Origin of the sequence: Oscillatoria nigro-viridis PCC 7112 (assembly GCF_000317475.1) — a bacterium.
Taxonomy (GTDB): Bacteria; Cyanobacteriota; Cyanobacteriia; order Cyanobacteriales; family Microcoleaceae; genus Microcoleus; species Microcoleus nigroviridis.
This window is the reverse complement of the sequence record NC_019729.1, coordinates 1,174,248-1,187,211: the sequence shown is the minus strand read 5'-3', so window position 1 is coordinate 1,187,211 and position 12,964 is coordinate 1,174,248. Positions and strand designations below refer to the sequence as shown.

Annotated in this window: 18 protein-coding genes; 13 read left to right on the top strand and 5 right to left on the bottom strand. The window is 43.3% G+C overall.

Annotated elements, in window-relative coordinates; translation table 11 throughout:
- Positions 1 to 117 precede the first annotated feature (117 nt).
- Complete coding sequence (gene cpeA / locus OSC7112_RS05190) at positions 118 to 612, bottom strand: C-phycoerythrin subunit alpha (RefSeq protein ID WP_015174917.1); 495 nt, start codon at positions 610 to 612, stop codon at positions 118 to 120.
- A gap of 79 nt (positions 613 to 691) precedes the next feature.
- Entirely contained in the window at positions 692 to 1,246 is a 555-nt protein-coding gene (gene cpeB / locus OSC7112_RS05185; protein WP_015174916.1) for a phycoerythrin subunit beta, read from the bottom strand.
- 233 nt (positions 1,247 to 1,479) lie between these two features.
- Here cpeB and OSC7112_RS05180 point away from each other — a divergent pair, with 233 nt between their 5' ends.
- From OSC7112_RS05180 to OSC7112_RS05150, 7 genes are all read left to right on the top strand, one after another.
- Positions 1,480 to 2,016, top strand: a complete 537-nt coding sequence (locus OSC7112_RS05180; RefSeq protein WP_150111498.1) for a phycobiliprotein lyase — start codon at positions 1,480 to 1,482, stop codon at positions 2,014 to 2,016.
- A gap of 50 nt (positions 2,017 to 2,066) precedes the next feature.
- Positions 2,067 to 2,669, top strand: a complete 603-nt coding sequence (locus OSC7112_RS05175; protein WP_015174914.1) for a chromophore lyase CpcT/CpeT — start codon at positions 2,067 to 2,069, stop codon at positions 2,667 to 2,669.
- 225 nt (positions 2,670 to 2,894) lie between these two features.
- The gene (locus tag OSC7112_RS05170; RefSeq protein WP_015174913.1) at positions 2,895 to 3,779 is read left to right on the top strand and encodes a phycobilisome linker polypeptide; all 885 of its coding nucleotides are present in this window, start codon (positions 2,895 to 2,897) and stop codon (positions 3,777 to 3,779) included.
- Between the two features lie 111 nt (positions 3,780 to 3,890).
- Positions 3,891 to 4,658: a phycobilisome rod-core linker polypeptide gene (locus tag OSC7112_RS05165; RefSeq protein ID WP_015174912.1), complete on the top strand. Its 768-nt coding sequence runs from the start codon at positions 3,891 to 3,893 to the stop codon at positions 4,656 to 4,658.
- Positions 4,659 to 4,891: 233 nt separating this feature from the next.
- Positions 4,892 to 5,659, top strand: coding sequence for a phycobilisome rod-core linker polypeptide (locus tag OSC7112_RS05160; protein WP_015174911.1), 768 nt, complete (start codon positions 4,892 to 4,894; stop codon positions 5,657 to 5,659).
- 145 nt (positions 5,660 to 5,804) lie between these two features.
- A complete protein-coding gene (locus OSC7112_RS05155) occupies positions 5,805 to 6,110 on the top strand; it encodes a hypothetical protein (protein WP_015174910.1) in 306 nt (101 codons plus the stop codon).
- 104 nt (positions 6,111 to 6,214) lie between these two features.
- A complete protein-coding gene (locus tag OSC7112_RS05150; RefSeq protein ID WP_015174909.1) occupies positions 6,215 to 6,871 on the top strand; it encodes a HEAT repeat domain-containing protein in 657 nt (218 codons plus the stop codon).
- A 23-nt stretch (positions 6,872 to 6,894) separates the two neighbouring features.
- Here the strand turns inward: OSC7112_RS05150 and OSC7112_RS05145 are convergent, their stop codons facing one another.
- Positions 6,895 to 7,473: a bilin-binding protein gene (locus OSC7112_RS05145; protein WP_015174908.1), complete on the bottom strand. Its 579-nt coding sequence runs from the start codon at positions 7,471 to 7,473 to the stop codon at positions 6,895 to 6,897.
- Between the two features lie 245 nt (positions 7,474 to 7,718).
- On the opposite strand from OSC7112_RS05145, the gene OSC7112_RS05140 reads away from it, so the two are divergent.
- Positions 7,719 to 8,453, top strand: a complete 735-nt coding sequence (locus tag OSC7112_RS05140) for a 15,16-dihydrobiliverdin:ferredoxin oxidoreductase (protein WP_015174907.1) — start codon at positions 7,719 to 7,721, stop codon at positions 8,451 to 8,453.
- 7 nt (positions 8,454 to 8,460) lie between these two features.
- Positions 8,461 to 9,213, top strand: a complete 753-nt coding sequence (locus OSC7112_RS05135) for a phycoerythrobilin:ferredoxin oxidoreductase (protein WP_015174906.1) — start codon at positions 8,461 to 8,463, stop codon at positions 9,211 to 9,213.
- A gap of 2 nt (positions 9,214 to 9,215) precedes the next feature.
- Here the strand turns inward: OSC7112_RS05135 and OSC7112_RS05130 are convergent, their stop codons facing one another.
- On the bottom strand, positions 9,216 to 10,046 hold the full coding sequence (locus OSC7112_RS05130) for a pentapeptide repeat-containing protein (protein WP_015174905.1): 831 nt from the start codon (positions 10,044 to 10,046) through the stop codon (positions 9,216 to 9,218).
- 242 nt (positions 10,047 to 10,288) lie between these two features.
- Between OSC7112_RS05130 and OSC7112_RS05125 the strand changes: the two genes are divergently transcribed.
- The 4 genes from OSC7112_RS05125 to OSC7112_RS05110 all read left to right on the top strand — a co-directional run bounded on the left by OSC7112_RS05125 (position 10,289) and on the right by OSC7112_RS05110 (position 12,676).
- Entirely contained in the window at positions 10,289 to 10,873 is a 585-nt protein-coding gene (locus tag OSC7112_RS05125; protein WP_263053582.1) for a phycobiliprotein lyase, read from the top strand.
- 160 nt (positions 10,874 to 11,033) lie between these two features.
- Entirely contained in the window at positions 11,034 to 11,300 is a 267-nt protein-coding gene (locus OSC7112_RS05120; RefSeq protein WP_015174903.1) for a DUF8630 family protein, read from the top strand.
- 9 nt (positions 11,301 to 11,309) lie between these two features.
- A complete protein-coding gene (locus OSC7112_RS05115) occupies positions 11,310 to 12,191 on the top strand; it encodes a HEAT repeat domain-containing protein (RefSeq protein WP_015174902.1) in 882 nt (293 codons plus the stop codon).
- A gap of 8 nt (positions 12,192 to 12,199) precedes the next feature.
- Entirely contained in the window at positions 12,200 to 12,676 is a 477-nt protein-coding gene (locus tag OSC7112_RS05110; protein ID WP_015174901.1) for a DUF2656 domain-containing protein, read from the top strand.
- Between the two features lie 46 nt (positions 12,677 to 12,722).
- Here the strand turns inward: OSC7112_RS05110 and OSC7112_RS40735 are convergent, their stop codons facing one another.
- Positions 12,723 to 12,869 (bottom strand): hypothetical protein, encoded by a 147-nt coding sequence (locus OSC7112_RS40735; protein WP_223300764.1) that lies wholly within the window; start codon positions 12,867 to 12,869, stop codon positions 12,723 to 12,725.
- Positions 12,870 to 12,964: the final 95 nt, after the last annotated feature.

Sequence of the window (12,964 nt, the reverse complement as noted above, 5' to 3'; positions counted from 1 at the left end):
CAAGCCTAAGAATTCTTTACCCTTACCTCACCAAAATCGGTAAAGCAACGAGCCAAGAGTTCCTAGACTTGTCGGGTAGAAACTACCCAGTCACGACATTACAAACCTGTCAGTTAATTAGGACAGGGAGTTGATCGCGTAGTCAAGAAGAGCATTGTACTCAGTCAAAGCTTGAGCAGACAAATCGCGAGGAGCGCAACCGCGGTTACGAGCAAAGCTCAATGCTTCAACGTAAGGAGCAGTAGGCAAGCCCAAAGCGCGATAAACTTCGCGTTGACCGGCAATACCCCATTCGTCCAGAGGGCCTGTGCCGCCAACAACTAAGCAGTATTGGATCAAGCGCAGGTAGTGCTTGATGTCACGATGGCATTTTGCTTTGAAAGTATCGGTCGAGTTAGCTTGACCGGCTTCGTTCAAGTAAGGATACTTTTTGATGCAAGCATCATAAGCTTCTTTAGCAACTGCGTCGAGGTTGTTGCCTAGTTTTTCTGCAGCTTCTAAACGAGCAGCAGAGCGTTGGATAGAACCTTGAACTGATTCTAAATCTGAGGTGCTAGGGAAGCGGCCTGCTGCATCAGCAGAGGCAATAGCGGTGGTGAGAACTGATTTCATTTCCTAAAACTCCTAAAGTGATTTTGACGACAGTGAGCGTAGTTTCAATTTTGCTGAGCGAATTGCGATTAGCAACGGACTAGCTCAGTGCAGAAATGATGCGATCGAAGTAGCTGGAAGCTTCAGCAACGAGGCTAGCACAACGATCTTCTACTACAGGACTGCCCATTTTGCGGAGCTTAGCACCAGCAAATTTTTCGCTGGGATTGTCTTGGATGTGAGCGGCGGCTTGAGCCTTCATGATTTGAACGGCACGCACGGTGGAGGTGGTGGGCACGCCCAAAGCTGCGTAGGTTTCTTTCAAACCATTCAAGCAACGGTCATCAAGAACTGAAGCATCTCCAGCCAACAAAGCATAGGTTACATAGCGCAAAATGATTTCTGCATCGCGCAAGCAAGCAGCCATGCGGCGGTTAGGATAGCAGTTACCACCAGCTTGAATCAAGCCTTGGTTTTCGCAGATCATACCGGCAACAGCATCAGAAACCATGCAGCTAGCGTTGCTGGCGATCGCGTTTACAGCATCCAAGCGTCTGTTGCCGCTGGCAACGAAAGCTCTCAGGGCACTAATATCACCGACGGTGGAGGTGCTGGCATCGGCTGAAACTACAGCTCTTGAAAAAGCGTCAAGCATTGAGTTCTCCTTAACTTAGAAAAATTATTTCTGATCTCAGTTGGTCAACTGGGTGACTAACTTAATGGTTTTGAATATATCTCTGGGGTGTTTCCTCTGTCTCATTCCTGAGAAACAAAGTAACAATTTGTTACTTTTGTGGCTAAAAGCACTTTTTTTCGTGGACAGGGGCGCAAAAAGTCGAGTTCTGAAGACAAGAAGATTTTGGCTCTTGCCCCTGTACAATGTTTTCCATGAACCATATTAAGCAGTTTGTTGAAAATTCTCTAGGACGGTGGCGATCCCAGCGCAGCGCCCATCATTTGACTTTCAGACACTTTGAAGCTGTGCAGTCAGTCATTGATATCGTTGCTATCTCACCGGACGATCGGGCAGTAATCGAACTCTGTCAATTGTATAGTGTTGACCCATCCCAAGCAGTAATGCCTTTTCAAATGAGCTGGGAGGGTGAGTCAGATTGGGATGAGAATTCTGAGGTTAAGGGGAGTTGTATTCTTGTACCAATCCCCGATCCAAATCTACCTAATCGGGGTAAGTTACTACGAGATCAAGGTTATGCTGAAACTATTGCCGCAGCAGGTGACTATCACATCACAGAGGATGGAACTTTTGTGCTGTTGACTACCTACGAACACGCCGCAGCGGAAGAAAAAATCTGGTTTGCTAATCCTAATTTACGGTTTCGTGTTTCCCTAATTAAAACCAGCGGAGGCAGTGGGGTAGTAACCGCATCATTTTCCTCAGAGATTCGTTCGATGTCAGGTAATTAGTGAACTACTAATTGCTATTAATCAACTTTGTTCTACCTTCTTCTTAGCTTATGAATTCAGTTAAAAGCAATGATTTAATCACTTTAGCTCAGTGGATGGCTGGGGATTTTAGTAACTATCAACAATCCTTTAATAACCCACAACAATTTGCCCATATTCGGATATTTTTTCGTCCCTTACCCTTTGAATTTTTCAATGCCATTGGCTTTTACTCTGAACAGGTTTACGATCACGATCTGTGGAGTCCCTATCGTCAGGGAGTTCATCGCTTAATTGACCGGGGAGATCGGATTTATATTGAAAATTATAGCCTCCAAGACCCCATACAGTACGCCGGAGCAGCACGAGAATTAAGCATTCTCAAAACTATTAAACCAGATAGTCTGCAACGACGCTATAACTGTTCCATGATTTTTAAACGAGACGGCGAAATGTTTCGAGGCGGTGTGGAACCAGGAAACCTTTGTCTAATCGAAAAAAGAGGTTGCTCAACCTACCTAGTCAGTGATGTCGAAATTACAGAAACAACTTGGAGTAGCCTCGATCGAGGTCTGGACGTGAATACCCATCAACAGGTTTGGGGGTCGGCTTTTGGCTCTCTACAGTTTGAAAAGCGTCAAAGTTTTGCCACTGAGTTGCCTCACCTCTTATAACTTATCGGCTTAATAATTTCAAGTCACATTCGCTGTATATTACAATAATTCACGATGTACTACAAAAAAATATTGCAAAAGGAGAGTCATAGCCAAGATATCAACCTCTTTGTGTAGTACGAATCAGCTCCCAGAGCAGATTTTATGTTAAGTTATGTAAAGTTTTTTAATATAACGTCTAAATATGGTAGTTTCTCATGTAATACAATTGTGGAGATTTTTTCAATGGTTTTTGGACCTGCATCTCGACTTGGAGTCAGTTTATTTGAAGAAACACCCCGTTTAGAACTAATTCCAGGACGTTCACAAGAAGAAGTAGAAACCATTATTGCTGCCGTTTATCGGCAAGTTTTGGGTAATGCTTACGTCATGGAAAGTGAACGGGCGACGATTCCTGAATCCCAATTCAAAAGTGGTGAACTCAGCGTGCGCGAATTTGTCCGCGCTCTGGCAAAATCAGACGCTTACCGCTCTCGCTTTTTCGATACTTGTCCTCGCTATCGGTTTATTGAACTCAATTTCAAACATCTTTTAGGTCGGACTCCTGATGGCTTAGAAGAAATGAGAGAACATAGCACCATTCTAGATACTGAAGGCTTCGAGGCAGAAATTGATTCTTACCTCGACAGTGATGAATATCAAAATGCCTACGGGGAAAATATCGTTCCCTATTACCGAGGCTACAAAACCCAGCCAGGACAAAATATGGTTGGGTTTACTCATATGTTTGCTCTCTTGCGGGGAGCTTCCAGTAGCGACCTCAAGGGCAGTCTTTCTGGAAAAACCCCTGTTCTGAATAAATTCGTGATTCAGCAAACCCCCCTACCCATAGTTCCCCCTTCCGGTGGTGCAGTTGGAGATGGTTGGGCATTCCAAGAGTCTGGTATCAATTCACGTACTCGTGCTGGATTAGGCGCCTCAGCAGAAGGCAAAGTTTATCGCATTACTGTGACTGGATATCGTTCTTCAGCAACGACTGTGATGAACCGAGTCTCTAAATTTCGCTCTAGCAATCAAGCCTATCTCGTACCATTCGATCGGCTCTCGCAAGAATATCAACGCATCCACAAACAAGGCGGCGTAATTTCCAGCATCACTGCTGTCAATTAACAACCGCTCAAACTTCTGCCTTAACGACTTGGGGAATTATCTCCCTGAGCGTGTCTTTCACAATCCCTAATTCTCTGTTTTGAAGCGTTATTTTTTCTTAGGAGAAACTCAATGAGTGTCGTTTTAGATGCGCCAGTAGAACTTTGGCCTACAAGCAGCTCCGATGATAAACAGGCCGTAATTCGCGCTGTTTACAAGCAAGTGTTGGGCAATCCCCATGTGATGGAAAGTGAACGCCTGACGACTGCAGAATCCAAGTTGTGCGATGGCTCGATAACAGTACGAGAATTTGTCCGCGCTGTGGCTAAATCTGACTTTTATCGCCGTCGGTATTTTGAATCCTGCGCTCCTTACCGCTTTGTCGAGCTAAACTTCAAACATTTGTTGGGTCGCGCTCCTTTAGCTCAAGAGGAACTTTCTGAGCATATTTGTCGGTGTACTCAAGAAGGCTACGAGGCAGAAATTGATTCTTACCTCGATAGTCCAGAATATCAGGAAAAATTTGGCGAGAATACAGTCCCTTATTATCAAGGGGCAAAAAGTCAAGTCGGACAAAAGCAAGTCGGCTACAATCGCACCCTTTCCCTGTATCAAGGTTATGCAGGAGTTGATAGTGCTTTTACCGCTTCTCGCTTAGTAGATTTTGTGGCTGGCAATAGCGGTAACAAGATTACTTTACCAACAACAGGCGGTCGGATCAGTGCTTACAAAGATGCCACTGACAAGACCTTCAAGATTTTAGTCAAGGGGTCTAAATTTGACAGTCCTCGCCGAGTAAGTAACACTGAATATCTTGTATCCGGTGCGAATATGACTCCGCAAATTCAGCGAATTCATCGTGCAGGTGGCAAAATTGTCAGCATCACAGAAGTTGCTTGAGGCATAGAGTGATTAGCGGGTAGAGAAGTAAAAACTTACTTCTCTATCCCTCTGTGAAACAATCGCGATTTTTATCTTATCACCCTCGCAATTATGAAAGCGATAACGATAGAAATAGATAGTTTTTCTCTGCCTCAATAACAGATGTGTTTCCGTCTGTCAAGCTATTTCAACTGGCAGTGACTTTTTTTTTACACTCTCAATCAAACTTTAATTAACGTTAGGAAAAAACAATGTCTAGTTTAACAGCCGCTTTCGTCAGTGACCCAGTAGAACTGCGATCCAATGCAACGGAAGACGATTTACAAGTCGTTATTCGTGCTGCTTACCGACAGGTGTTAGGAAATGCTCACCTGATGGAAAGTCAGCGTCTCACCAGTGCTGAATCTTTGCTTCGCAATGGTGATATTACGGTGCGCGAATTTGTCAGACAAGTGGCAAAATCAGACCTGTATCAATCTCAATTTTTCAACACCAATTCTGCCTATCGGTTCATCGAGTTAAACTGCAAGCATTTACTTGGTCGTGCTCCTTTAGAACAGAAGGAGATTTCCGAACACGTCCAAATTTGTAACGGTCAAGGCTATGAAGCCGAAATCGATTCTTATATCGATAGTGACGAGTATACCCAGAACTTTGGCGAGAATATTGTGCCTTATCCTCGGAGCATTCGCAGCCAAACTGGTATCAAGAATGTCGGGTTTAATCGGATGCTTTCTTTGCTGGGAGGAGCAGCTACTAGCGATAGCAGTAATCAAGCTCAATTAATTGCGACGGTTGCTAGCAATCTGCCTCAGAAAATCAAGCTCTCTAGCGTTGGTACCAGTGGAGCCTCTAGCACAACTGGTAAACGTTTTCGGATTACTGCTGCTAAGTCTGGTGGTGCTAAAGTCAGAGTGAGCAATATCAGCTATGAAGTCAGCTATGCTCAAATGTCTAAGCAAATTAAAAATATTCAGAAAATGGGAGGCAAAATTCTCAGTATTACTGAAGTTGGCTAAATTTACCTAGACTTCACCTTTGTGTTCATTGAAGTGTGGTATCTCCTGCTTTCTATAGAGCGAGTTTATTATTCGCTCTTTTTCTTCTGTGCAACACTTGAAAATAAAAATAAATCACTCAGTTTTCAAGCTGAGGATCTGAAAAATGCTACCCCCAATAGCTTGTAAAAAAATTCAGGCTTGGATCAGAAGTCGTCACCTAATTTTTTGCGGTCAATTGCTAGTTTTTGAAACTTTAGACTATCCAGCAGTTGAGCGATTTGAGGAATGTGTTAACAGTCTAGGAGGGTGCTTAATTTCTGTTGAACCAGCCAAACGACTTTGGATGGGAAATCATCGACAAGTGATTCTCTATCAGGCTAAAGCCAGTTTGCATACACCTCATCATGAACTGCGGCAATATTGGTTCAAGTACGGCTGTTTTCAGACTCGATTCGATCAAAGAGCTTAGCTATAACAACCGCCAAGGTTATTAATTATTAAAATATCTTTGGTTATTTGCATAATTAGGAACTTTTTGGTTAAAATAAAGAAAACTTATACTTTGTTGTGGTTATGGATATTCACGAAATCGAAACGTCTCTGAAAAATCCTGATTTTCAGTATCGACTCAAGGCCGTCGCGGCTCTCAAGGATTATCAACCAGAGATTGCTGTTCCCTTGCTCAAGGGCAAACTCGATGACCCGGAGTTCTTAGTACGTTCTTTTGTCAGTCGGGCATTTGGGACACAACAAACCGCTGAATCCTTCGCCGCATTGCTCCAAATCATGAAATTTGATAATACGCCGAATGTGCGAGCTGAGGCTGCTAATTCTCTTTCGCTTTTTGGTCGATGTGCTGCATCTCATTTAGTCTTGACTTTTTTTCAGGATGACCACTGGTTAGTTCGTCGTAGTATTCTGGCTGTTTTGGTTGATATGAAGTGCGAAAGCGAACTCTTTGAGGTCTGTATGGAAGCCTTAGCTGGCGAAGATATGACCACCCAGGAAGCCGCTGTGGATGCACTTGGTACATTAGCCGGAACTAATCAGGAACAGGCTGCACTTTCTCAGTTATTAATGCTGGCTAATTCTGAGTACGAACGTATGCGTCAGCACGTCGCATCTGCTTTGCAGCATTTTGACGATCCGCAGGCTAAGGAAATTTTAGGTCAACTTCGGCAAGACTCAAATCATCGAGTTGTTGCTACTGCTTTAGAAAATCTGCTTTAGACAATAAATAGTAAGGAAGTTGATTAAGCTTGACTAAAAGTTTTTAACCCACTGATTAAATGGTCAAAATAGAGACTCAATAAATCCCGGTCTTCCGAATTAAAATGCTGCAAGCTAACTTTTTTCAACTGTTCTAGTCCACAGAGCATCGCCGAAACAGGAACCCGCAATTCTTGATACAGTAGCTCCATGTTTTTAAGTCCTTCTTGGCTAGTAAATTGAGGACTGTTACCTGCAATTCCATAGGTGATACAGCGTAGGAACTGCCAAAAATCTCGCCAACAGGCTTCAGCACGTTCGGGAGGATAAAGGTCATTACCAGGCTCAGTGATATTGGGAAAGTCCGCTAATACCTTTTTCCTCGCATCAGCAACAATATTAGGAGCTTGCTCTCGCAATAATCTGGCTTTCTCTAGCATTAAAGAGAGATGAGGATGAAGATTTTTAATGCGTTCTAAATCCTCATCTGTGAGATATCGACTTTGATTGTCAGCATCTTGAAAAATGGCAATTACTTCATCTGAATATAAGTTTTTCCAAGTCGCAAAACTGACAATTCTCGCTTGGGGAATTAATTGCTTGGCTCTTTCACTTAATTGCATATTTATTAAATTACACTCACTTAATTTACTAGGATAGACTAAAATTATGAGCGAATTGGTTAAGATTTATTACAAATAGAGCCGTTTAATGATGGTTGGTAGAGGGTTTTTCTGGGGAATCCTGAGCGCACAACGGATTTTTGTAACGAAATATTACTTTGTTTGTCAAAAACAGAGACAATATTTAAGGTAATCCCTTATGATATTGTTTTTAGGGAAAGATTGAAGGAGCTAGATTTTAATCTATGTTTAAGCCGTTTCAGGAATTCTTAGAAAAAGAACTGTTTGGACGTTTTGCTCTAGAGAGTCGTCCCATTCCCTCTGGGTTGGAATCGGTGGTGAGTGAAAGAGGCAAAAATCCCGCCACCATTCAAAGTTGGTGCTATCAATGTCCCGAATTGCGAAAGATTCGTTACACCTACATTGATGCTGGAGAAACGGCACAAATTTTCAATAGTGTCATTTATCCGAATTATAATTACGATCTGCCTTTGCTAGGAATTGATTTTTTAGCCTTTGGACAGAAGAAAATCTTGGTTGTCTTAGATTTTCAACCTTTATTCCGCGATCGAGCCTATATAGACAAATATATCGGGCCAATGAGCGCAATTAAGGATAAATACAAAGATTTAACGCAAGACTTAGAAATGAAGTTTTACGATGCGAACCAGTATTTTTCTAAGAACTTGCTATTTGCTAAAACAGATGCAGAAACGGTTGTAACTCGTTTGTTTCCAGCCTATCAAGAATATGTCCAGTTGTATTGGCAAATGCTAGAGCAAGCCTCCCCGCTTAACACTCCAGAAGAGATGCAGCGGATTGTGAAGGCACAGAAAGATTACGACCAGTATAGTGCGGAACGCGATCCAGCATCAGGGCTATTCGGCAGCTATTTTGGGCATGAATGGTCAGATAGATTTCTGTACGAATTTTTGTTTGAAGATGCTGTTCCCTTAGCAGTTCCAGCGGGGGTAAGATAAGTTAAAAATGACTCTTTATCAGCCTTTCTTAGATTACGCTATCCCACTTCTAAAAGCACGACTTGACTTGGCGCCCTATCCAATTCCCGCAGGTTTTGAACGGAAAGAAGCTCTAACTGGGAAGGGGAAAAAAGAGCAGTTGGTGGTGACGACAAGTCATGCTTTTAAGTCCTCAAAATTACGGCAAATTCGGGCAGCTCATGTTGAGGGTGGTGATGCTCTCCAGGTACTTAATTTTGTGATTTTCCCCCAGTTAAATTATGACTTGCCCTTTTTTGGGGCGGACTTAGTAACCTTGCCGGGGGGACATTTAATTGCTTTAGATATGCAGCCTCTTTTTCACGAGGCGGCTTATCAGAAACAATACTCAGAGCCAATTTTGCCGATTTTTAACAAGTATCAAAAGGAGTTGCCTTGGGGAGGAGATTTTCCTGACGAGGCAAAACCTTTCTTTTCACCTGCTTTTCTTTGGACTCGTCCCAAGGAAACAGAGGCTGTGCAAACTACGGTATTTGAAGCTTTTAAGGATTATCTTCAAGCTTATCTCGATTTGGTGGAGCAAGCGCAACCTGTCACAGATAGTCAGCGACTTGGAGAGATTCTTGAGGCACAGCGACGTTATATTGATTATCGTGCTGCCAAAGATCCGGCTAGGGGGATGTTTACGCGGTTCTATGGTGAGGAGTGGACTGAGGAATATATTCACGGTTTTCTGTTCGATTTAGAACGCCACATTCCAGAAGTTCAACAATCAGTGTAAGTTTATCCTACCTGAGAGCCAAGACTCTGAGCCGTATTGTTACGAGTAAAAGCATTCCAAGTTCCTAATTCTTTGCGATCGCGACTACGAAGCATGGCTTTCATCTCTTGGGTGAGTCCTTGTGCTAGGGTAAAATCAGCGCCAGCAATACTCTTTAATTGCTCTAAATTTGCTCCGGTTAAGTCAGCCCCTCGTAAATCCGCTCCTTGTAATTCGACTCCAATTAAGATAGCATTTCGCAAATAAGCACCAGTCAGAAAGGCATTCTGAAGACTCGCCCCACTTAAGGCGGCTCCCTCTAAATTGGCCCCAGTTAAATCGGCTCCACTGAGATAAGCACCTCGAAGGTTACAGCCGTGTAAATCTGCGCCTCTGAGGTAAGCTGTATTCAGAAAAGCTCCACTGAGATTGGCTTGGGGACCAATTGCTCCCGAATTTTTGTAATTAAAACCCTCTGGCCACAGGGTACGAGCATCATATTGAGCTAATTTTAATTTAGCCTCTTGTAGCTGGGCATCGACTAAATTACAGCCCTGTAAATCTGCACGAAAAAGATAGCTTTCTTGTAAATTCGCTCCACTCAAATTGGCATCTCTGAGATTTGCCCTTCGTAAATCAACCCCTTGGAGATTTGCCCCTTGCAGATTGGTTTGACTGAGGTTTGCCCCAATCAAGTTCGATCCGCTTAAATCAATACCAAATAAATCCATCTGGCTGAGGTTGATTCCCGCGAGGTTGCTTTGAGCTAGACTTTTCCCTTGCTGAATGGTTGCCAAGATTTCTGTTGCAGAAAGGGGTTCGGAGAGGAAAGATGAGTGTTGACGAGGTGACATTATATTTTTCTGAAAATTTATTGGTCGATTTGCTCAAAATTGTCCTGTGTCATTTATCCTAGAATTTGAAGGATTACAGACTGACGTTTGTTTATTTTTCTTAACCAAAATCAGCTCTGATTCCCTGTTCGGCTAAACTCAGGTCAAAGCCTAAATCCCCGTTTTTCATTGAGATTTGTCTCAATCCCTCTGATTCCTCTCGCTAAGTTGACACAGAAATGCTGCTAACACCACCTATGACTATGATGGATTTCTTTCGCAAGAGTGAGGGCGTTTGGTTTACTCAGCGAACAGTGCATAATTTTGATACTGCTGCGGCTGATGAGTCGGGAGAGTCCAATGTCATCGTTGAAGTTTTGTCAATAGACGATCGCAGACTTTTAGATGTTTGTCAAGAGCAGAATGTCGATCCCGCTTTAGTTAGTGGGGGATGCAGTTTTATGTGGCAGGACAATTTAGATGATACAGTTCCGAACCAAAACTATGCTGCTATTCTTTTAGATGTGCCTAATCCTACTAATCCGAGAACGGGCAAGTTTCTGCGAAATCGAGGCTATGTTGAAGGTATTCCGGTCATCGGTGTTTACCATTTTGCGGATGATGGGGTGTTGACTATTGAGACGGAATATGAGACCAATCAAGGACAGGAACGCTGTTGGTTTATTAACGATCATTTTCGGGTACGGGTGATGACTGTGCAGATGGTAAATGGGGTTAAACAAATGGCATACTGTTCTGAGCGTCGTTGTATTTCTCACTCTGCTTTAGAAGAGATGATTGAACAAAATCGCTTGAGATTTTCTGGGGTGGGTGTGCTGTCACCTTAAAGCACAAAGATCCAGTGTCTTGCAATCCCAGCTACACACAAAGTCAAAATATACTGGTGATTGAAATTGCGATAACACAAACAAAAAATATCCAGACGACTGCAATCTCATCTGCACACAAAGTTCGCAGACGCGGACTAATTATTAAACTATCAAAACTATGTCTGAAAACGAAGAATTGAATCCATCAGATAATGAGGAAACTGTTGCTACTTCACCAGAGACTAAGGTTGAAGAATTGACCGAAGTAATTGCTGAATTTGAGAAATATCGCGAACGTTTGGTTAATGAAACGATGACGGCTGCACAAAAGGCCAAATTACCTCCGAAGGCGGCGATGGCTAAAATTGAGCCGGAACTTGCTAAGATTGATGCTGGACTGGAGAGTCTTCGCGCTCAATTGGCGGCTCTAACTACTAATAATTAGGTGATGGTGATGGTCAATTCTAATGCTCGATCGGAGGCAGATCCAATTCTATTGGATCACGCTGAAACAGATGCTTTTCTTCGGGAAGTTACTGAACAAATTGATTTAGATACTTTCGACGCTAACGATCCCAATCTGTTGAAGCGGTTGGTTGAATGTTTGGGAGATACGCGGGGGATGACTCGACTGCGTTTCGCGGAAACTTTGGCGGAAATTGGCGAAGCGGCGACTCCTTTTTTGTTGGATGGTTTGGCAAATCATGCTAATCCGGTTGTGCGGCGTGCTGCTGCTAAAACTCTGACTTTGATTGCCGATCCTACTGCGGTTCCTCATTTAATTCATGCTTTGTTGAACGATGAGGATACGGTGGTTAAGGGTTCATCAATTGGGGCTTTGGCGAGGATTGGGGAACCGTCTGTGCAGGCTTTGTTGGATATTTTAGGGTCAACTGATTTGCCTGAGAGTACGATCGGTCATGCGGCTTGGGCGTTGGCTTTTATCGGGGCGGGGGCGAAGGAGTATTTGTATCGGGCGATCGCGTCTGATTCGCCTGTGGTGCGCGGTGCGGTGGTGGGTGCGATCGCCAAGGTTGCACAGGAAGAACCGAAGGATGAATTATTCGAGATTTTAGTTAAGTCTCTGACGGATGTTGATGTTGATGTGCGCTGTGAGGCGGCGGCGGCTTTAGGAAATCTGGCTTATAAACCTGCAATTCCTAATCTGATTGAGTTGCTGGATAGTGGTGATGGGGAAACTCGCAGGGCGGCGGCTTTGTCTTTGATGAAAGTGGGCGATCGGGCGGCTATTGAACCGCTACAAGCTGCATTGGAAAAGGAGTCAGAAGCGGCGATTCAAGGTGTGATTAAGTTGGCAATTTCTCAAATTAAGTAACTAAAAGTATGACTGAATCGGGAACCGGGCGGATGTTGCTTTCTCATAATTTTGATATGCCCGAGGGTGTTTTTCCCACTTTAAGTAGGGAAGAATTTACTCTGGTATTTGCTGAGGGTTTAAGTCAATATCCTGAGATTAAGTGTCGTCAATTAAATCATCCTCATTGGATGGTAGAAGTTTTATTTTCTACTGATGCTTTTTCTCCGCCTCAAGTGGGAGAATTTTGTGCTCAAAGTTTGGTGGATAAGCGGATGAGTCAGGGGAAAACTGATGAGTTTTTTCCTGATATTTTGATTTTAGCGGGATTGAAGAAGACTCCTCCTTTGAGTAGCGATGCTGATGCGCTGCAAACGGGAGAATGGGGGGTGGATGTGGTGGAAACTCAGTCTGCTGAGAGTTTTTTGATGGCGATGGGGTGGGAGGAGAAAACGGCGGGGAAAAGTATTGAGGATGTTTTTAAGGTTGAAAGGAGAAAGGGGTAACGGGTGAGTTAAATTGCCAGGATATCTTTTTGATTGATACTGTTTTTTATTCTTGAGACTCAGCCAATTTAAAGGCTTCCCAATAAGCTGTAGCAAATTCAGTTTCTATTTGTAAAATATCAGCTTGATACTCTGGAGCGCTTGCCATTTCTCCTCGCTTCAGCGTGGCTAATTTTCGACTAATAGCCCGCATAATAAATTCATCAGGGCTTTTGGCTTTTCCCTGGTTTACGGCTCGATAAGTCGCTTCTAGTAAATTAACAGGGAGACTGATTTTTGATGCAATTG

What these genes read in the sequence shown, in the direction of transcription:
- cpeA (WP_015174917.1), bottom strand. Translation starts at nt 612, where the DNA reads ATGAAATCAGTTCTCACCACCGCTATTGCCTCTGCTGATGCAGCAGGC.
- cpeB (WP_015174916.1), bottom strand. Translation starts at nt 1,246, where the DNA reads ATGCTTGACGCTTTTTCAAGAGCTGTAGTTTCAGCCGATGCCAGCACC.
- OSC7112_RS05180 (WP_150111498.1), top strand. Translation starts at nt 1,480, where the DNA reads ATGAACCATATTAAGCAGTTTGTTGAAAATTCTCTAGGACGGTGGCGA.
- OSC7112_RS05175 (WP_015174914.1), top strand. Translation starts at nt 2,067, where the DNA reads ATGAATTCAGTTAAAAGCAATGATTTAATCACTTTAGCTCAGTGGATG.
- OSC7112_RS05170 (WP_015174913.1), top strand. Translation starts at nt 2,895, where the DNA reads ATGGTTTTTGGACCTGCATCTCGACTTGGAGTCAGTTTATTTGAAGAA.
- OSC7112_RS05165 (WP_015174912.1), top strand. Translation starts at nt 3,891, where the DNA reads ATGAGTGTCGTTTTAGATGCGCCAGTAGAACTTTGGCCTACAAGCAGC.
- OSC7112_RS05160 (WP_015174911.1), top strand. Translation starts at nt 4,892, where the DNA reads ATGTCTAGTTTAACAGCCGCTTTCGTCAGTGACCCAGTAGAACTGCGA.
- OSC7112_RS05155 (WP_015174910.1), top strand. Translation starts at nt 5,805, where the DNA reads ATGCTACCCCCAATAGCTTGTAAAAAAATTCAGGCTTGGATCAGAAGT.
- OSC7112_RS05150 (WP_015174909.1), top strand. Translation starts at nt 6,215, where the DNA reads ATGGATATTCACGAAATCGAAACGTCTCTGAAAAATCCTGATTTTCAG.
- OSC7112_RS05145 (WP_015174908.1), bottom strand. Translation starts at nt 7,473, where the DNA reads ATGCAATTAAGTGAAAGAGCCAAGCAATTAATTCCCCAAGCGAGAATT.
- OSC7112_RS05140 (WP_015174907.1), top strand. Translation starts at nt 7,719, where the DNA reads ATGTTTAAGCCGTTTCAGGAATTCTTAGAAAAAGAACTGTTTGGACGT.
- OSC7112_RS05135 (WP_015174906.1), top strand. Translation starts at nt 8,461, where the DNA reads ATGACTCTTTATCAGCCTTTCTTAGATTACGCTATCCCACTTCTAAAA.
- OSC7112_RS05130 (WP_015174905.1), bottom strand. Translation starts at nt 10,046, where the DNA reads ATGTCACCTCGTCAACACTCATCTTTCCTCTCCGAACCCCTTTCTGCA.
- OSC7112_RS05125 (WP_263053582.1), top strand. Translation starts at nt 10,289, where the DNA reads ATGATGGATTTCTTTCGCAAGAGTGAGGGCGTTTGGTTTACTCAGCGA.
- OSC7112_RS05120 (WP_015174903.1), top strand. Translation starts at nt 11,034, where the DNA reads ATGTCTGAAAACGAAGAATTGAATCCATCAGATAATGAGGAAACTGTT.
- OSC7112_RS05115 (WP_015174902.1), top strand. Translation starts at nt 11,310, where the DNA reads ATGGTCAATTCTAATGCTCGATCGGAGGCAGATCCAATTCTATTGGAT.
- OSC7112_RS05110 (WP_015174901.1), top strand. Translation starts at nt 12,200, where the DNA reads ATGACTGAATCGGGAACCGGGCGGATGTTGCTTTCTCATAATTTTGAT.
- OSC7112_RS40735 (WP_223300764.1), bottom strand. Translation starts at nt 12,869, where the DNA reads ATGCGGGCTATTAGTCGAAAATTAGCCACGCTGAAGCGAGGAGAAATG.